The following is a 17,500-nucleotide window of genomic DNA, read 5'->3' as shown; positions in this document are numbered from 1 at the left end:
CTTCTTGGTGCGTAAATCAGATATGAGTTCCGCTCTGTCCATCCGGCAGCTAACCAAAACCTACGGCAACGGTTTCCAGGCCCTGAGTGGTATCGATCTGGATGTCGCCGAAGGTGACTTTTTCGCCTTGCTCGGCCCCAACGGCGCGGGCAAATCCACGACCATCGGCATTCTCTCGACCCTGGTGAACAAGACCAGCGGCACGGTCAATATCTTCGGTCACGACCTGGACAAAAATCCCGCGCAGCTCAAGCGCTGCATCGGCGTGGTGCCTCAGGAATTCAACTTCAACCAGTTCGAAAAGACCTTCGACATCGTCGTGACCCAGGCCGGCTACTACGGCATCCCGGCGAAAATCGCCAAGGAACGCGCCGAACAGTACCTGACCCAGCTCGGCCTGTGGGACAAGAAGGACGTGCCGTCACGCTCGTTGTCCGGCGGCATGAAGCGTCGCCTGATGATCGCCCGCGCGCTGGTTCATGAACCGCGCCTGCTGATTCTCGACGAACCGACCGCCGGGGTGGACATCGAATTGCGTCGCTCGATGTGGAGCTTCCTCACCGAGCTGAACCAGAAAGGCATCACCATCATCCTCACCACCCACTACCTGGAAGAGGCTGAGCAGTTGTGCCGCAACATCGGCATCATCGACCACGGCACCATCGTCGAGAACACCAGCATGAAGCAGTTGCTCAGCCAATTGCATGTGGAAACGTTCCTGCTGGATATGAAGAACACGTTGCAAGTGGCGCCGCAGTTGCTCGGCTACCCGTCCCGGTTGATCGACAGCCACACCCTGGAAGTCCAGGTGGACAAGTCCATGGGCATCACCGCGCTGTTCACCCAGTTGGCGCAGCAGAACATCGAAGTGCTGAGCCTGCGCAACAAAACCAATCGCCTCGAGGAGCTGTTCGTGTCCCTGGTGGAGAAAAATCTGTCGAAGGTGGCGGTATGAGTTCCGAGCTGCGCCCCAACCTCGTTGCCCTCAACACCATCGTTTACCGTGAAGTCCGGCGTTTCACCCGGATCTGGCCGCAGACCCTGCTGCCACCCGCGATCACCATGGTTTTGTACTTCGTGATCTTCGGTAATCTGATCGGTCGGCAGATCGGCGACATGGGTGGCTTCACTTACATGGAGTACATCGTGCCGGGGCTGATCATGATGTCGGTGATCACCAACTCCTACGGCAACGTTGTGTCGAGTTTCTTTGGCAGCAAGTTCCAGCGGTCCATTGAAGAACTGATGGTGTCGCCGCTGTCGCCGCACACCATTCTGATCGGCTACACCCTGGGCGGTGTGCTGCGCGGGTTGATGGTGGGGATCATCGTGACCCTGCTGTCGCTGTTCTTCACCCACTTGCAGGTGCATCACCTGGGCGTGACCATTCTGGTGGTGGTGCTGACCGCGACGATCTTCTCGCTGCTGGGCTTCATCAACGCGGTGTTTGCGCGCAACTTCGATGACATTTCGATCATTCCGACTTTCGTGCTGACGCCACTGACCTACCTGGGCGGGGTCTTCTACTCGATCACCTTGCTGCCGCCGTTCTGGCAGACCGTGTCCCTGGCCAACCCGGTGCTGCACATGGTCAACGCGTTCCGCTACGGCATCCTCGGGGTGTCGGATATCCGCATCAGCGTGGCCATCGCCTTCATGCTGGTCGCGACCGTGGTGCTGTATCTCGGTAGTGCGCGGTTGCTGGTGAGTGGACGCGGGATGCGTACCTGAGGACGACCGAGTCGTTTGCATCGCGAGCAAGCTCGCTCCCACAAGGATCTTTTTGGGGTGGCATAAATCCCACTCACACCAGAGACCCTGTGGGAGCGAGCTTGCTCGCGATGGCGTCAGCCCAGACACCACAAAAAAAAACGGCCTCCCAAGTGGAGGCCGTTCTGCATTCTTACATCCGGCTTCTCTTGCGCCGCTTCCACTGCCTGGCCACCCACCAGCGCCAATACATCATCACCAGGAAGTAGGCCAGCGCACCGAGTGCCAGCCCCGTCACCACCGAACCCAGCAGAAACGGTTGCCACAAGGTCGAGATTTCGCCCCTGATCCATTCCCAGGTCAGTGAGTCCGGCAACTGCCGGGCGGGAACGTCCATCAGCCAGGCGCCGGTCTGGTAGGTGCAGAAGAACACCGCTGGCATGGTGATCGGGTTGGTCAGCCAGACCAGGCTCACGGCAATCGGCATGTTGCCGCGCACGATGATGGCGAGGATTGCCGCCAGCAGCATCTGCAGCGGGATCGGCAGGAACGCGGCGAACAGGCCCACCGCCATGGCGCGGGCAACGGAGTGGCGGTTGAGGTGCCACAGGTTCGGGTCATGCAACAGCGTGCCGAGAAAGCGTAGGGATTTGTGTTCCCTGATGCTCATCGGGTCTGGCATGTAACGTTTGAATAAGCGCCGGGGCATAAGGCTTCTCGGTCGGTCCAGGCGGCAAGTATGTCTGGATTCCATGAACTGCCCATACAGACTTTGTGACAATTGATAACGACGCCCACGCGACGGGTGGGCTAAGCCTTGGAGGGGACTTTCAAGGACAGGCTTATGCGCACAGGGATGGTGGCGCTGGCGTTGGGTCTGCTGACCTTGCGTTTTTTACCGGCATTACCGCCGGTCTGGTTGTGGCTGGCGATGCCGGTGGCGGGTTTGATGTTGCTGCCGTTCAGGACGTATCCGGTGGCGTTTTACCTGTTCGGCTTGAGTTGGGCCTGCGCGAATGCGCAGTGGGCGCTGGATGACCGGTTACCGCCGGCGCTGGACGGAGAAACCCGCTGGGTCGAAGGGCTGGTCACGGGCTTGCCCCGGCATGACGACGGTGTCGTGCGATTCGAATTGACCGACATCCAGTCCCGACGTACCCGGCTGCCGCGGCAAATGCGTCTGGCCTGGTATGGCGGGCCGCCGGTGAACAGTGGCGAGCGCTGGCGCCTGGCAGTCAAGTTGAAGCGCCCGGTCGGACTGCTCAATCCGCAGGCCTTCGACTACCAGGCCTGGTTGCTGGCACAACGCATCGGCGCGACCGGGACAATCAAGCAAGGCGAACGCCTTGCGCCAGCCCAATGGGCCTGGCGCGATGCCATCCGTCAGCGTTTGCTGGCGGTGGATGCCCAAGGGCGAAGCGGCGCGCTGACGGCATTGGTGCTCGGGGACGGCACCGAGCTGAGTCGCGAAGACTGGCAGGTATTGCAGGACACCGGCACGGTGCATCTGTTGGTGATTTCCGGGCAGCACATCGGGTTGCTGGCGGGCGTCGTGTATCTGCTGATCGCCGGCCTGGCCCGCTTCGGGTTATGGCCGAACCGTCTGCCATGGTTGCCCTGGGCGTGTGGCCTGGCATTCGCCGCTGCGCTCGGTTACGGGATGCTGGCCGGTTTCGAGGTGCCGGTGCGGCGGGCCTGCCTGATGATCGCAATGGTGTTGTTGTGGCGTCTGCGGTTCCGTCATCTCGGTGCATGGTGGCCACTGTTGTTGGCACTCAGCGGCATTTTGCTGCTGGAGCCGCTGGCGAGTCTTCAGCCTGGTTTCTGGCTGTCTTTCGCGGCCGTGGCAGTCTTGATACTGACCTTCGGCGGACGTTTGGGGCCTTGGCGTTGGTGGCAGACCTGGACCCGTGCCCAGTGGCTGATTGCAATCGGTCTGTGTCCGTTGTTACTGGCGCTGGGGTTGCCGATCAGTCTCAGCGGGCCGCTGGCCAATTTGTTCGCGGTGCCCTGGATCAGTCTGGTGGTCCTGCCACCGGCCTTGCTCGGGACGCTGTTGCTGCCGGTACCTTACGTGGGGGAGAAATTGCTGTGGCTGGCGGGCGGCCTGATCGACGGGTGGTTCAGGGCGTTGGGGCTCGTCTCCGGCCAGATTCCCGCGTGGGTGCCCGCGGCAGTCCCGCTATGGGCCTGGGTAATCGGTGCCGCTGGCGCCTTTTTGCTATTGCTGCCGCGAGGCTTGCCGATGCGCCCGTTAGGGTGGCCCATGCTGTTGATGCTGGTTTTTTCGCCCAGGCCGATGTTGCAGGAAGGCATGGCCGAAGTCTGGCAACTGGATGTGGGACAGGGCCTGGCGATCCTGGTGCGCACTCGGCATCACACGTTGCTGTATGACGCCGGGCCGCGTTTCGGTGAGCTTGACCAGGGGGAACGGGTGGTGCTGCCGGCATTGCGCAAACTGGGGGTGAAGGGGCTCGACCTGATGCTGATCAGCCACGCCCACGCCGATCATGCCGGCGGTGCCCCGGCGATTGCCAGGGGCTTGCCGGTGAAACGGGTGGTCAGTGGTGAACCGTCAGACTTGCCTGCGCAATTGCAGGCCGAGAGGTGTGAGAGCGGTCGGCAATGGACCTGGGATGAAGTCGATTTCCAGCTTTGGCACTGGCCATTGGCCGGCGACAGCAACCAGAATTCCTGTGTCTTGCTGATCGAGGCCAATGGTGAACGGTTGCTGTTGAGTGGCGACATCGATGCCGCCGCCGAGAGGGCCCTGCTGGACAGTCCGCTGGCCGTGCCCATCGATTGGCTGCAGGCGCCACACCACGGCAGTCGCAGTTCGTCGTCCATGGCCCTGCTGGATGTCCTGCAACCCAAAGGTGCGCTGATCTCCCGCGGGCAGGGCAATTCGTTTGGCCATCCGCATCCCACGGTCATCGCGCGTTATCAAAAACGTGGAATGGCGATCTACGACAGCGTCGAACAGGGTGCCATTCGTCTGCAACTGGGACGCTTCGAGCCGCCGTGGTCAATGCGCCAGGAACGGCGTTTCTGGCGCGATCCGCCGCCCTTGAACCCATAACCGAGCATTATCAAAGCCCGACCGGTTGCGACATCACGGTTTTCGGTGCTTCAACCCCCTATGTTAGAGTGGCGCACTTTTTCGAGGGGGCTGTCACTGTGTGGGAATTGGTCAAATCCGGCGGCTGGATGATGCTGCCGATCATTTTGAGTTCCATCGCGGCCATGGCGATCGTTGCCGAGCGTCTGTGGACCCTGCGGGCCAGCCGCGTGACCCCGGAGCATTTGCTCGGGCAGGTCTGGGTCTGGATCAAGGACAAACAGCTCAATAAGGAAAAACTCAAGGAACTGCGCGCCAACTCCCCGTTGGGCGAGATCCTGGCGGCCGGCCTGGCCAACTCCAGGCATGGTCGCGAGATCATGAAAGAGTGCATCGAAGAGGCCGCTGCCCGGGTGATCCACGAGCTGGAGCGCTATATCAACGCGCTGGGCACCATCGCCGCCATGGCGCCGTTGCTGGGTCTGCTGGGTACCGTGTTGGGCATGATCGATATCTTCAGTTCGTTCATGGGCACGGGCATGATGACCAACGCCGCAGTGCTGGCCGGCGGTATTTCCAAAGCCTTGATTACCACGGCTTCGGGCCTGATCGTCGGTATCCCGGCGGTGTTCTTCCACCGGTTTCTGCAACGGCGCATTGATGAGCTCGTCGTGGGCATGGAGCAGGAAGCCATCAAGCTGGTTGAAGTGGTGCAGGGCGACCGTGACGTTGATCTGGCTGAGGGTAAAGCGTGAAATTCCGCCGCAAGCAACGGGAGAACGTGGACATCAACCTCGTGTCGCTGATCGACGTGGTGTTTGTCCTGCTGCTGTTTTTCGTGGTGACCACCACCTTTACCCGTGAGACTCAGCTACGCGTCGATCTGCCGGAAGCGGTCAGCGGCACGCCCGCCGACGATCCGAGCAAGCCGCTGGACATCGCCATCAGCGCCGACGGCGTGTTCTCGGTGAACAATCAGATCCTGCCGAAAAGCGACCTGGCCTCGCTGATGGACGCGCTGCAAAAAGAAGCCAACGGCGACACCAGCCGACCGCTGTCCATCAGCGCTGATGGCAAGACTGCGCATCAGTCCGTTGTGACTGCCATGGATGCGGCCGGCAAACTCGGCTTCAGTCATTTGCGCATGACCACCATCGAGGCGGCGCCCCCGGCGCCCTGATGGCCATGTCCGATCGATTGCTCGCCGCGTGGTACGCAGGTCATCCGGCCCTGAAGCTGTTGCAGCCATTGGAATGGCTGTACCGGCGCGTGATCATGAACAAGCGCAAGCGCTTTCTGGCGGGTGAGGGCGAGATCTATCAGCCGCCGGTGCCGCTGATCGTGGTCGGCAACATCACCGTGGGTGGCACCGGCAAGACGCCGCTGATTCTGTGGATGATCGACCACTGCCAGCGCAGCGGCCTGCGAGTCGGCGTGGTCAGCCGCGGCTACGGCGCCAAGCCGCCGCAGTTGCCGTGGCGGGTCGAGGCCGAGCAGGGCGCCGACGTCGCCGGTGACGAGCCGTTGCTGATCGTCCAGCGCACGGGCGTGCCGCTGATGATCGACCCCAATCGCAGCAACGCCGTCAAAGCCTTGCTGGCCAGCGAGCCGCTGGACCTGATCCTGTCCGACGACGGCATGCAGCACTACCGCCTGGCCCGTGACCTGGAACTGGTGCTGATCGACGCCGCCCGTGGCCTGGGCAATCGCCGTTGCCTGCCTGCCGGGCCATTGCGTGAGCCGGTCGAGCGCCTGCAAAGCGTCGACGCGGTGCTCTACAATGGTGCCGCGGCTGACCGCAACGATGGGTTTGCCTTTCAATTGCAACCCACCGCGCTGGTCAACCTGCGCAGCGGCGAACGGCATCCCCTCGACCACTTCGGCGCAGGCCAGTCTGTGCACGCGGTGGCCGGCATCGGCAATCCGCAACGTTTCTTCAAGACCCTCGAAACGCTACACTGGCAGCCGGTTCCACATGCGTTTGCCGACCACGCCGAATACAGCGTGGAGGCGTTGAATTTCACGCCGTCATTGCCGTTGGTGATGACGGAAAAAGACGCGGTGAAATGCCGTGCCTTTGCCGCCGCCGACTGGTGGTACCTGGCGGTCGATGCCGTGCCGTCGCCGGCCTTCGTGGCCTGGTTCGACACACAGCTGATGCGCCTGCTGCCGGCTCGTTTGTTGCCTTAACTCCGTTTTTTCCAGGGAATGCTCATGGACACCAAATTGCTCGACATCCTCGCTTGCCCGGTCTGCAAAGGCCCGCTCAAGCTCAGCGCCGACAAGACCGAGCTGATCAGCAAGGGTGCAGGCCTGGCCTACCCGATTCGCGACGGCATCCCGGTGATGCTCGAATCCGAAGCGCGCACCCTGACCACCGACGAGCGTCTGGATAAATGACCACAGCCTTTACCGTCGTCATTCCATCGCGTTACGCCTCCACCCGCCTGCCGGGCAAGCCGCTGCTGTTGATCGCCGGCAAGCCGATGATCCAGCACGTCTGGGAACAGGCGAGCAAAAGCAGCGCCGAGCGGGTGGTGGTGGCCACCGACGATGCGCGCATCGTCGAGGCCTGCAAGGGCTTTGGTGCCGAAGTGGTGCTGACCCGTGAAGATCACAATTCCGGCACCGATCGCCTGGCCGAAGTCGCGATGAAGCTGGGCCTGGCGCCCGACGCCATCGTGGTCAACGTCCAGGGTGACGAGCCGCTGATCCCGCCGAGCGTGATCGATCAGGTCGCCGCCAACCTGGCGGCCCACGCCGAAGCGCGCATGGCCACCCTGGCCGAGCCGATCGAAGAAGCGGACACCCTGTTCAATCCCAACGTGGTCAAGGTCGTCAGCGACCTCAATGGCCTGGCGCTGACGTTCAGCCGTTCCACCTTGCCTTGGGCGCGGGATGCATTCGCCGTGAACCCTGAGCAGTTGCCCGAAGGTGTGCCGTACCGCCGCCATATCGGCATTTATGCCTACCGCGCCGGTTTCCTGCAGGATTTCGTCAGCTGGGGTCCGTGCTGGCTGGAAAACACCGAGTGCCTGGAACAGCTGCGTGCCCTGTGGCACGGCGTGCGGATCCACGTGGCCGACGCACTGATCGCGCCGCCAGCCGGCGTCGATACCGTTGAAGACCTCGAGCGCGTTCGTCGCCTGCTGGAGGCGTGATGCGGGTTCTGTTTGTCTGCCTGGGCAACATCTGCCGTTCACCCACGGCCGAAGGTGTATTGCGGCATAAGCTGCACGAGGCCGGCCTGGCCGATCAGGTTGAAGTGGCCTCCGCCGGCACCGGCGACTGGCATGTCGGCAAGGCACCGGACAAGCGCAGTCAGGCCGCGGCAAAGCTGCGCGGTTATGACTTGTCCGCCCAGCGTGCCCAGCAAGTCAGCCGTGCCGATTTCGCCACCTACGATCTGATCCTGGCGATGGACAACAGCAACCTGCGCAACCTCAAGGCCTTGCAACCGGCCAAGGGCAAGGCCGAACTCGACCTGTTCCTGCGTCGCTACCAGTCGCCGGTCGATGAAGTGCCGGACCCGTACTACGACGGCGAGCAAGGCTTCGAACAGGTGCTGGACCTGATCGAGCACGCCAGTGATTTGCTGGTGATCGAATTGAAGGGACGGTTATGAGTTTGCAGGTTCAATCGCAGGTTTCGCTCAAGCCGTTCAACAGCTTTGGCGTGGATGTCCAGGCCCGGCTGTTTGCCGAGGCCCATAGCGATGCCGATGTGCGCGAAGCCCTGGCCTACGGGCTGGAGCACAAGGTCCCGGTGCTGGTGATCGGCGGCGGCAGCAACCTGCTGCTGACGGCGGATATCGATTCACTGGTGCTGCGCATGGCCACTCGCGGAATTCGCGTGCTGAGCGATGAGGGCGGCAAAGTGGTGATCGAGGCCGAGGCGGGCGAGCCCTGGCATCCCTTTGTGCAACACACACTGTCCCTGGGGTTGTCCGGCCTGGAAAACCTCAGCCTGATTCCCGGCACGGTCGGTGCGGCACCGATGCAGAACATCGGCGCTTATGGCGTCGAGATCAAGGACGTGTTCGCCGGCCTGACCGCCCTCGATCGCCAGACCGGCGAACTGCGCGACTTCACACTGCAAGAGTGCAACTTCGCTTACCGCGACAGCCTGTTCAAGCGGGAGCCGGGGCGTTGGTTGATCCTGCGTGTACGTTTCGCCCTCGACCGCGCCGCGCATCTGCACCTGGAGTACGGCCCGGTGCGCCAGCGCCTGACCGAACAAGGCATCGAGCATCCGACCGCCAGTGATGTCAGCCAGGCCATTTGCAGCATCCGCAATGAAAAGCTCCCGGACCCGGCCGTGCTCGGCAATGCCGGCAGCTTCTTCAAGAACCCTCTGGTGTCGGCGGCGCTGGCTGCACGGCTCAAGGGCGAATACCCGGACCTGGTGGCCTATGCGCAACCCAATGGGCAGATGAAGCTGGCCGCCGGCTGGTTGATCGAGCGGGCAGGGTGGAAAGGTTTCCGTGAGGCCGATGCTGGCGTGCATAAATTGCAGGCGCTGGTGCTGGTCAACTATGGCGGCGCGACGGGCCTGCAACTGCTGAACCTGGCGCAGCGCATCCAGAAAGACATTTTCGAGCGTTTCCATGTCGATCTGGAAATGGAGCCGAACCGGTATTGAGCTAAGCTTCCAGGACGGATCAAAAAGCCCTGCACAATGTTTATTGTGCAGGGCTTTTTTGTTAATGCTCGGTTAACTTAGTCAGCTAACGATGCACACTCTTGCTCCACCAAAGGCCCGGTGCAGACCGTTTGCGTCCGCACAAGAGAGCCCATTAGCCTGAGTCGATCTGCGTGCGACCCACCGAGATCCAGCGGCAGATTGCTCGACCCCATAACTCAAGACCTATGCGGGCGTGCCCATGATTACCCTGAAACTCAATGGTCAAGACCATCAACTCGACGTCACCGAGGACATGCCGCTGCTCTGGGCGATCCGCGACGTGGCCGGTTACAACGGCACCAAGTTCGGCTGCGGCATGGGCCTGTGCGGCGCCTGCACCATTCATATCGAAGGGGCTCCGGCACGCAGTTGCATCACGCCCATCGGTTCAGTCGCCGGGCAGAATGTCAGCACCATCGACAACCTGCACGCCGACCCGATCGGCAAAGTCGTGCAGCAAGCCTGGCTCGACACGGCAGTGGCCCAATGCGGCTTCTGCCAGGGCGGACAAATCATGTCGGCGACGGCGCTGCTCAAGACCAATCCGAACCCGAGCGACGAGCAGATCGAAGAAGCCATGGTCGGCAACATCTGCCGCTGCGGCACCTACAATCGCATCAAGACCGCGATCCGTCAGGCCTCCACTCACCTGAAGGAGGCCAAGGCATGAGCCGGTTACCGAATGATTTCGTCCTGAGCAACCTCAGTCGCCGTGGTTTTCTCAAGGGTGTGGGGGCGACCGGTGCGCTGGTGGTCGCCGCGAGCTGGGGCTGGCAGGACGCGTTTGCCGAAGAGAAAGAGAAGAAGTTCGGCGCCGACGGCATGCCTCACGGCTGGGTCGATGATCCGAAAGTCTATGTGAGCATCACCGCCGATGGCACGGTGACCGTGATCTGCAACCGCTCGGAGATGGGCCAGGGCGTACGCACCAGCTTGACCATGGTGGTGGCTGATGAACTGGAAGCCGACTGGTCGATGGTCAAGGTGCAACAGGCTCCTGGTGATGAAGTGCGTTTCGGCAACCAGGACACCGACGGTTCGCGCAGCATGCGTCACTGGTACGAGCCGATGCGTCGCTGCGGTGCCGCCGCGCGGACCATGCTCGAACAGGCTGCCGCCGCGCAATGGAAAGTGCCGGTCGGTGAATGCCATGCGCAATTGCACAAGGTTGTCCATGAGCCGTCCGGCCGCGAGCTCGGATATGGCGCCCTGGCCTCCGCCGCAAGCGCCTTGCCGGTTCCGGCCCGCGACAGCCTGAAACTCAAGCAACCTTCGGAGTTTCGATACATCGGCAAGGAAGGCACCAAGGCCATCGACGGTGAAGACATCGTCAACGGTCGTGCGGTGTACGGCGCCGACGTGAATTTCGACGGCATGCTCTACGCGACCATTGCGCGGCCCGCGGTGTATGGCGGCAAGGTCAAAAGCTTCGATGGCAGCGCGGCGATGAAAGTCCCAGGCGTGGTCAAGGTGCTGCAGATTGAAAGTCGTCCGTTGCCTTCGGAGTTTCAACCGCTCGGCGGTATCGCCGTGGTGGCGAGCAATACCTGGGCGGCGATCAAGGGCCGCGAGGCGCTGAAAATCGAGTGGGACGACGGCCCCAACGCCAGCTACGACTCGATTGACTATCGCAAGGAACTCGAAGCCGCCTCGCTCAAACCCGGCAAAGTGGTGCGCAATACCGGCAACTTCGACCAGGCCATGAGCAGCGCCGATAGCACCCTGGAAGCCTCCTACTACTTGCCGCATCTGTCACAGTCGCCGATGGAACCGATGGTCGCCATTGCGCGGTTCAAGGACGGTGCGTGCGAAGCCTGGGGGCCAAGCCAGGCACCGCAGGTCACCCGGGAGCGTATTGGTGAACGCCTGGGTCTGCAATTTGACAAGGTTACGTTCAACGTGACCCTGCTCGGGGGCGGATTCGGGCGCAAGTCCAAGCCTGACTTCATCATCGAGGCCGCCATCCTCGCCAAGGCATTCCCCGGCAAAGCGGTGCGGGTGCAATGGACCCGCGAAGATGACATTCACTGTTCGTATTTCCACACCGTGTCGGCCGAATACCTCAAGGCGAGCCTGAACAAGGACGGCCTGCCGTCCGGCTGGTTGCACCGCACGGTGGCGCCGAGCATCACGGCGTTGTTTGCGCCGGGCATGAACCATGAGGCGGCGTTCGAATTGGGCATGGGGTTCACCAACATGGCGTATGCGATCCCCAACATTCGCCTGGAAAACCCCGAGGCAACGGTGCATACCCGGGTGGGATGGTATCGCTCGGTGTCGAACATTCCCCATGGCTTCGCGATCCAGAGTTTTATCGATGAACTGGCGCACAAGGCCGGGGAAGATCCGCTGAAGTATCAGATCAGATTGCTCGGTCCGGACCGTCAGATCGATCCGCGCACCTTGAGTGAAGAGTGGAACTACGGCGAATCCCCCGAGCGTTATCCGATCGACACCGCGCGCCTGCGCACGGTATTGGAGACTGCCGCCAAAGCCGCCGGTTGGGGGCGTGAGTTGCCCAAGGGGCGCGGCCTGGGCCTGGCGGTGCATTACAGCTTCGTGACCTATGTGGCGGCGGTGATCGAGGTCGAAGTCAAAGACGACGGCACCTTGGTCGTGCACAAGGCGGATATTGCGGTGGATTGCGGTCCACAGATCAACCCCGAGCGGATTCGCGCGCAATTCGAAGGCGCCTGCGTCATGGGCCTGGGTAATGCGGTGCTGGGGGAAATCAGCTTCAAGGACGGCAAGGTCCAGCAGGATAACTTTCACATGTACGAAGTGGCGCGCATGTCCCTGGCACCGAAAGAAGTGGCGGTGCATCTGGTGACGCCGCCGGGCAACGTACCATTGGGCGGTGTGGGTGAACCGGGCGTACCACCGATTGCACCGGCACTGTGCAATGCGATCTTTGCTGCCACCGGCAAGCGCATCCGCGACCTGCCGGTTCGTTATCAGCTGTCGGGCTGGCAGAAGGCCGGCGCCTGATGGACAGCGCCGATCTGAACGTCTTGCGCAGCGTGTTGCAATGGCATCGCGCCGGTCAGCGGGTGGTGTTGTACAGCGTGGTTGAAACCTGGGGCACCGCGCCCCGGGCACCCGGCGCCATGCTGGCCTTGCGTGAAGACGGCATGGTGATTGGTTCGGTTTCCGGCGGATGTGTCGAAGATGACTTGATCGCCCGGCTGCACGACGGGCGCCTTGCGCTTAACGGGCCGCCGGTGCAACTGATCACCTACGGCGTGACCCGCGAGGAAGCCGCGCGTTTCGGCTTGCCCTGCGGCGGTACCTTGCGCTTGACCGAGGAGCGCATCGACGATGGGGAGTGGGTCGAGCAATTGCTCGCCCGTTGCGAGGCCCATGAAATCGTTGCCCGTGAACTGACCCTGGCCACCGGAAAAGTGCTTTTGCAGCCGGCCAGTAAAGCTGATGTGTTGACGTTCGACGGCCACACCTTGCGGGCGATCTACGGCCCGCGCTGGCGCTTGCTGCTGATCGGCGCGGGGCAGTTGTCGCGCTATGTGGCGGAAATGGCCAGGCTGCTGGATTTCGAGGTGCTGATTTGCGATCCGCGTAGCGAGTTCGTCTACGGCTGGGAGGAACAGCATGGACGATTTGTCTCGGGCATGCCGGATGAGGCGGTATTGAACATCCAGACCGATGAACGCACGGCCATCGTGGCCTTGACCCATGATCCGCGTCTGGACGACATGGCGCTGCTCACGGCCCTCGATTCCAGGGCTTTTTATGTCGGGGCGCTGGGGTCGCGGGTCAACAGCCAGAAGCGCCGGGAAAACCTGGCCCAACTGGGCTTGTCGCAATCGGCGATTGACCGCTTGCATGGTCCGATCGGTTTGCACATCGGCAGTCATAATCCGGCGGAAATTGCCTTGTCGCTCATGGCGGAAGTCGTGGCGGTCAAAAACGGCATCGAACTGAAGCAGAAGAAAGCCGTGCGGGAGAGCGTATGAGCGAGTCCATTGGCGTCGTCGTGTTGGCGGCGGGGCAGGGCAGCCGGTTTCGTCAGGTGGCGGGTGCCGAAAAGGATAAGTTGGTGGCCGATTGCACCGGGCGTGACGGCGTGGTGCGGTCCGTCATCGAGCACACATTGGTCAACCTGCCGGCGGCGCTGGACAAACGCGTACTGGTGACCACTGCTGGCCGCCCGCAAGTGATTCGCATGGCTCAGGCCTATGGCTGCGAGATTGTACTGATCGAATCGACGGGAATGGGCGACAGCATTGCCGCGGGAGTCGCTGCCTGCAAGCAACTCGATGGCTGGTTGATGGTGCTGGGGGATATGCCGTTCATCCTGCCATCCAGTATCGAGCAAGTGGTGGCGGGTATTGGCGATGACAGTATCAGCGTGCCCGTGCAGGACGGCGAGTACGGGCATCCGGTCGGGTTCGGACGGGACTTCGCTGTGGGGTTGATGGCGCTATCGGGGGATCGTGGCGCCAAGCCGCTGTTTGCCCAGGGGCGGGTGGTTGAAGTGGCAGTGGAGGATCCCGGTGTGTTGTGGGATGTGGATGTGCCGCAGGCATTGAACTTTATCCCCGCATAGATTTTCAGATCAACCTGGATCCCCTGTGGGAGCGAGCCTGCTCGCGATAGCGATCTGGCATCCAGCAGAGATGCAATCTGATACACCGCTATCGCGAGCAGGCTCGCTCCTACAATGGATTGTTGTGAAGTCCGGATATAAAAAAGCCCCGCCTGGGATCACCAGGCGGGGCTTTTTAGTGGCCGATGGAATCAGACGAGAGGTTTAGGCTCGTGCTCTTTTTCCTCGGCTTGCTCGTGTTGCTCTACCGCGTCCTGAACGGAGCGCGGTGCTTCGTGGATCACCGACTCAACCGGCTCGGCAGCCACTTCAGCAGCAACCGGTGCAGGTTCGGCAGCGACAGCCGCTTCAGCTGGAGCCGCAGCGGCAGCCAGTTCAGCTTCCTTCTGCAGGCGCTCGGCTTCACGCTTGCGACGACGCACTTCACGCGGGTCGTTAGGCGCACGGCCACTTGGCGTCAAGGCGCTGGCAGACGCGGCTTCGACTACCGGTGCAGGTGCTTCGGCATCGACCGGAGCTTCAACGACTGGCGCTTCAACCACCGGCGCTGGAGCCGTTTCTGCAGCGGCAACCACTGGTTCGGAAACCATGGCTTCAGCGGCTGGTGCAGCGGCTTCAGCGACGGCTGGCTCGGCAACCCAGTTGAATGCGGTTTGCTCTTCGCGAACTTCACGCACGGTTTCAGTCACGGTCTCAACAACCGCTTCTGCAGCCTGGGCAGGAGCTTCTACCACCGGCGCTGGCTCGGCAGCCGCTTCAACGGAAGGCTGTGCCTCAGGCGCTGGCGCCACTTCGATTTCCGGCGAGGCGGTGACTTCGACCGGTGTGGTCGCTTCAACGACTGGCGCTTCAACCGGAGCTGCTTCCAGGGTCGCGGCAGTGGCGCGTTCGGCTTGCACGTTGGCTTCAGCTTCGGCTGGAGCGCTGATCACGCTGCTGGCAACGGCTGCGGTGACAGCCAGGCCGGCGGCCAGATCGGCAGTGCTTGGCGCTTCAGCGTTTTCGCCGGACTCGGATTCTTCCGAACCTTCGATCACGTTGCCGTTAGCGTCACGCTGACGCTCGCGACGGTTGCTGCGACGACGCTGGCCACGGGAACGGCGGCGTGGACGATCGCCTTCGGCGCCTTCCTGACCGTCTTCCTGCAGTTGCTCTTCGTTGGTGACCAGTTCTTCTTCAGTTGCGGCTGCGGCAGCTTGTTCGGCACGTGGCTGACGTTCTTCACGCGGTGGGCGTGGAGCGCGTTCTTCACGTGGCTGGCGAGCCGGACGCTCTTCAGCGGTAGCAGCCGTAGCTGTAGCAGCGGCGGCCGGAGCAGCCGGAGCGGCATCCAGAGGTTCGCGCAGCTCACGAACGCGTTCTTCACGCTCGCCACGTGGCTTGCGATCTTCACGCGGAGCGCGCGGTGCACGTTCTTCACGAGGCGCGCGTGGTGCGCGTTCTTCGCGGGCTACTGCCGGCGTTTCTTCGCGGGTCTCGCGAGGCTCGCGCACTTCCCGTGGCTGACGCTCTTCACGCGGCTCACGTGGTGCGCGTTCTTCACGCGGTGCACGTTCTTCGCGAGGCTTGCGCTCTTCATCGCGGCGACCGTTACGGTTGCGGCTTTGCTGGCGACCGTTGCGACGCTCTTCGTTGCGGGCCGGACGCTCGGTGGTCGCAGGCTTTTCAACCACGGTCGGAGCAACAGGCTCCTCCTTGGTGGCGAACAGGCTCACCAGCGACTTCACCAGGCCTTTGAACAGGCTTGGCTCTGGCACGGCAGCGGGAGCAGGGGCTGGAGCGGCAACTTCGGTCGGAACCGGAGCATTGGCGCGGGCCGGCGCCGTCTTGACCGCGGCTTCCTGGCGAACCAGGGTGCGGGTCGCGGCGGCTGGCTGGACTTCTTCGACTTCGGCAGCGGCAGCGGCGATTTCGTAGCTGGACTGGTTGGTCGCCGCTTCCGGGCTGTCATCACGCAGGCGCTGCACTTCGAAGTGCGGCGTTTCGAGGTGATCGTTCGGCAGGATGACGATGCGGGCGCGGGTGCGCAGTTCGATCTTGGTGATCGAGTTGCGTTTTTCGTTGAGCAGGAACGCAGCCACCGGGATCGGCACTTGTGCGCGAACTTCGGCGGTGCGGTCTTTCAGGGCTTCTTCTTCGATCAGGCGCAGGATCGCCAGGGACAGCGATTCAACGTCACGGATGATGCCGGTGCCGTTGCAACGCGGGCAGACGATGCCGCTGCTTTCACCCAGGGACGGACGCAGGCGCTGACGGGACATTTCCAGCAAGCCGAAGCGCGAGATGCGACCGACTTGCACGCGAGCGCGGTCGGCTTCCAGGCATTCGCGGACTTTCTCTTCCACGGCGCGCTGGTTCTTGGCAGGGGTCATGTCGATGAAGTCGATGACGATCAGGCCGCCGATGTCGCGCAGGCGCAACTGACGGGCGATTTCTTCGGCCGCTTCAAGGTTGGTTTGCAGTGCGGTTTCTTCGATGTCGCTGCCTTTGGTAGCGCGCGCCGAGTTGATGTCGATGGACACCAGGGCTTCGGTCGGATCGATAACGATGGAGCCGCCGGAAGGCAGTTCGACAACGCGCTGGAAAGCGGTTTCGATCTGGCTTTCGATCTGGAAACGGTTGAACAGCGGAACGCTGTCTTCGTACAGCTTGATCTTGCTGGCGTACTGCGGCATCACCTGGCGGATGAAGGTCAGGGCTTCGTCCTGGGCTTCAACGCTGTCGATCAGCACTTCGCCGATGTCCTGGCGCAGGTAGTCGCGGATCGCGCGGATGATCACGTTGCTTTCCTGGTAGATCAGGAATGGCGCGGCGCGGTCCAGCGAAGCTTCCTTGATGGCGGTCCACAGTTGCAGCAGGTAGTCGAGGTCCCACTGCATTTCTTCGCTGCTGCGGCCCAGGCCGGCAGTGCGCACGATCAGGCCCATGTCGGCCGGGGCAACCAGACCGTTCAGGGCTTCACGCAGTTCGTTGCGCTCTTCGCCTTCGATGCGACGGGAGATACCGCCGGCACGCGGGTTGTTCGGCATCAGCACCAGGTAACGGCCGGCCAGGCTGATGAAGGTGGTCAGGGCGGCGCCCTTGTTGCCACGTTCTTCTTTTTCGACCTGAACGATGACTTCCTGGCCTTCGCTCAGGACGTCCTTGATGTTGACGCGACCTTCCGGGGCTTTCTTGAAGTATTCGCGGGAGATTTCTTTGAGGGGCAGGAAGCCGTGGCGCTCAGAGCCGAAATCGACAAAGGCAGCCTCGAGGCTTGGTTCGATGCGAGTAATCCGGCCTTTATAGATGTTGGCCTTCTTCTGCTCGCGTGCACCGGATTCGATGTCCAGGTCGTAGAGGCGCTGGCCATCTACCAGTGCAACACGCAACTCTTCGGGTTGAGTTGCGTTAATCAGCATTCTTTTCATGTAGTACCGTCGGTTTCCGGGCTGCCGGAAACGGCGTTCGGCACACACGACTTCTCACGGTCGGTGTCAGGTGCG

At 62.2% G+C, this 17,500-nt stretch carries 16 protein-coding genes; 14 read left to right on the top strand and 2 right to left on the bottom strand.

The features are described 5' to 3' along the window. Window positions 1-22 precede the first annotated feature (22 nt). Both AC3IX1_RS21155 and AC3IX1_RS21150 read left to right on the top strand, forming a co-directional pair. Window positions 23-955, top strand: coding sequence for an ABC transporter ATP-binding protein (locus tag AC3IX1_RS21155; RefSeq protein WP_108215331.1), 933 nt, complete (start codon window positions 23-25; stop codon window positions 953-955). Continuing rightward, complete coding sequence (locus AC3IX1_RS21150; RefSeq protein ID WP_008054107.1) at window positions 952-1,731, top strand: ABC transporter permease; 780 nt, start codon at window positions 952-954, stop codon at window positions 1,729-1,731. Before AC3IX1_RS21155 ends, AC3IX1_RS21150 begins: the two co-directional genes overlap by 4 nt. 172 nt (window positions 1,732-1,903) lie before the next feature. Here AC3IX1_RS21150 and AC3IX1_RS21145 read toward each other — a convergent pair whose 3' ends face one another. Further along, window positions 1,904-2,419, bottom strand: coding sequence for a DUF2062 domain-containing protein (locus AC3IX1_RS21145; protein WP_489385691.1), 516 nt, complete (start codon window positions 2,417-2,419; stop codon window positions 1,904-1,906). 135 nt (window positions 2,420-2,554) lie between these two features. On the opposite strand from AC3IX1_RS21145, the gene AC3IX1_RS21140 reads away from it, so the two are divergent. The 12 genes from AC3IX1_RS21140 (at window position 2,555) to AC3IX1_RS21085 (ending at window position 14,015) form a co-directional block, all read left to right on the top strand. Then, a complete protein-coding gene (locus tag AC3IX1_RS21140; RefSeq protein WP_489385690.1) occupies window positions 2,555-4,789 on the top strand; it encodes a DNA internalization-related competence protein ComEC/Rec2 in 2,235 nt (744 codons plus the stop codon). A 98-nt stretch (window positions 4,790-4,887) separates the two neighbouring features. Then, window positions 4,888-5,523: a MotA/TolQ/ExbB proton channel family protein gene (locus AC3IX1_RS21135; RefSeq protein WP_489385689.1), complete on the top strand. Its 636-nt coding sequence runs from the start codon at window positions 4,888-4,890 to the stop codon at window positions 5,521-5,523. After that, window positions 5,520-5,948, top strand: coding sequence for an ExbD/TolR family protein (locus AC3IX1_RS21130; protein WP_489385688.1), 429 nt, complete (start codon window positions 5,520-5,522; stop codon window positions 5,946-5,948). The genes AC3IX1_RS21135 and AC3IX1_RS21130 overlap by 4 nt, the downstream gene beginning before the upstream one ends. After that, window positions 5,948-6,958: a tetraacyldisaccharide 4'-kinase gene (gene lpxK, locus AC3IX1_RS21125; RefSeq protein ID WP_489385687.1), complete on the top strand. Its 1,011-nt coding sequence runs from the start codon at window positions 5,948-5,950 to the stop codon at window positions 6,956-6,958. Before AC3IX1_RS21130 ends, lpxK begins: the two co-directional genes overlap by 1 nt. Before the next feature lie 24 nt (window positions 6,959-6,982). Beyond that, window positions 6,983-7,168: a Trm112 family protein gene (locus AC3IX1_RS21120; protein ID WP_003179363.1), complete on the top strand. Its 186-nt coding sequence runs from the start codon at window positions 6,983-6,985 to the stop codon at window positions 7,166-7,168. Further along, the gene (gene kdsB, locus AC3IX1_RS21115) at window positions 7,165-7,929 is read left to right on the top strand and encodes a 3-deoxy-manno-octulosonate cytidylyltransferase (RefSeq protein ID WP_489385686.1); all 765 of its coding nucleotides are present in this window, start codon (window positions 7,165-7,167) and stop codon (window positions 7,927-7,929) included. Before AC3IX1_RS21120 ends, kdsB begins: the two co-directional genes overlap by 4 nt. Then, window positions 7,929-8,393 (top strand): low molecular weight protein-tyrosine-phosphatase, encoded by a 465-nt coding sequence (locus tag AC3IX1_RS21110; RefSeq protein WP_489385685.1) that lies wholly within the window; start codon window positions 7,929-7,931, stop codon window positions 8,391-8,393. The genes kdsB and AC3IX1_RS21110 overlap by 1 nt, the downstream gene beginning before the upstream one ends. After that, on the top strand, window positions 8,390-9,409 hold the full coding sequence (murB, locus tag AC3IX1_RS21105) for a UDP-N-acetylmuramate dehydrogenase (protein ID WP_489385684.1): 1,020 nt from the start codon (window positions 8,390-8,392) through the stop codon (window positions 9,407-9,409). The genes AC3IX1_RS21110 and murB overlap by 4 nt, the downstream gene beginning before the upstream one ends. A gap of 241 nt (window positions 9,410-9,650) precedes the next feature. Continuing rightward, on the top strand, window positions 9,651-10,121 hold the full coding sequence (locus tag AC3IX1_RS21100; RefSeq protein WP_150753999.1) for a (2Fe-2S)-binding protein: 471 nt from the start codon (window positions 9,651-9,653) through the stop codon (window positions 10,119-10,121). Next, on the top strand, window positions 10,118-12,439 hold the full coding sequence (locus AC3IX1_RS21095) for a xanthine dehydrogenase family protein molybdopterin-binding subunit (RefSeq protein ID WP_489385683.1): 2,322 nt from the start codon (window positions 10,118-10,120) through the stop codon (window positions 12,437-12,439). Before AC3IX1_RS21100 ends, AC3IX1_RS21095 begins: the two co-directional genes overlap by 4 nt. After that, the gene (locus AC3IX1_RS21090; protein ID WP_489385682.1) at window positions 12,439-13,422 is read left to right on the top strand and encodes an XdhC family protein; all 984 of its coding nucleotides are present in this window, start codon (window positions 12,439-12,441) and stop codon (window positions 13,420-13,422) included. Before AC3IX1_RS21095 ends, AC3IX1_RS21090 begins: the two co-directional genes overlap by 1 nt. Beyond that, the gene (locus AC3IX1_RS21085; RefSeq protein ID WP_489385681.1) at window positions 13,419-14,015 is read left to right on the top strand and encodes a nucleotidyltransferase family protein; all 597 of its coding nucleotides are present in this window, start codon (window positions 13,419-13,421) and stop codon (window positions 14,013-14,015) included. Before AC3IX1_RS21090 ends, AC3IX1_RS21085 begins: the two co-directional genes overlap by 4 nt. Window positions 14,016-14,206: 191 nt before the next feature. Here AC3IX1_RS21085 and rne read toward each other — a convergent pair whose 3' ends face one another. Then, window positions 14,207-17,425, bottom strand: coding sequence for a ribonuclease E (gene rne / locus AC3IX1_RS21080; RefSeq protein ID WP_489385680.1), 3,219 nt, complete (start codon window positions 17,423-17,425; stop codon window positions 14,207-14,209). Between the last annotated feature and the right edge of the window lie 75 nt (window positions 17,426-17,500).

The organism is Pseudomonas sp. KH_046_2 (assembly GCF_057838985.1).
This window is presented reverse-complemented; position numbering and strand designations above follow the sequence as displayed.

Coding starts and splice junctions, on each gene's coding strand:
- AC3IX1_RS21155 (WP_108215331.1), top strand. CDS start 23: ATGAGTTCCGCTCTGTCCATCCGGCAGCTAACCAAAACCTACGGCAAC.
- AC3IX1_RS21145 (WP_489385691.1), bottom strand. CDS start 2,419: ATGCCCCGGCGCTTATTCAAACGTTACATGCCAGACCCGATGAGCATC.
- AC3IX1_RS21095 (WP_489385683.1), top strand. CDS start 10,118: ATGAGCCGGTTACCGAATGATTTCGTCCTGAGCAACCTCAGTCGCCGT.
- AC3IX1_RS21100 (WP_150753999.1), top strand. CDS start 9,651: ATGATTACCCTGAAACTCAATGGTCAAGACCATCAACTCGACGTCACC.
- rne (WP_489385680.1), bottom strand. CDS start 17,425: ATGAAAAGAATGCTGATTAACGCAACTCAACCCGAAGAGTTGCGTGTT.
- AC3IX1_RS21090 (WP_489385682.1), top strand. CDS start 12,439: ATGGACAGCGCCGATCTGAACGTCTTGCGCAGCGTGTTGCAATGGCAT.
- kdsB (WP_489385686.1), top strand. CDS start 7,165: ATGACCACAGCCTTTACCGTCGTCATTCCATCGCGTTACGCCTCCACC.
- AC3IX1_RS21110 (WP_489385685.1), top strand. CDS start 7,929: ATGCGGGTTCTGTTTGTCTGCCTGGGCAACATCTGCCGTTCACCCACG.
- murB (WP_489385684.1), top strand. CDS start 8,390: ATGAGTTTGCAGGTTCAATCGCAGGTTTCGCTCAAGCCGTTCAACAGC.
- lpxK (WP_489385687.1), top strand. CDS start 5,948: ATGGCCATGTCCGATCGATTGCTCGCCGCGTGGTACGCAGGTCATCCG.
- AC3IX1_RS21150 (WP_008054107.1), top strand. CDS start 952: ATGAGTTCCGAGCTGCGCCCCAACCTCGTTGCCCTCAACACCATCGTT.
- AC3IX1_RS21085 (WP_489385681.1), top strand. CDS start 13,419: ATGAGCGAGTCCATTGGCGTCGTCGTGTTGGCGGCGGGGCAGGGCAGC.
- AC3IX1_RS21120 (WP_003179363.1), top strand. CDS start 6,983: ATGGACACCAAATTGCTCGACATCCTCGCTTGCCCGGTCTGCAAAGGC.
- AC3IX1_RS21140 (WP_489385690.1), top strand. CDS start 2,555: ATGCGCACAGGGATGGTGGCGCTGGCGTTGGGTCTGCTGACCTTGCGT.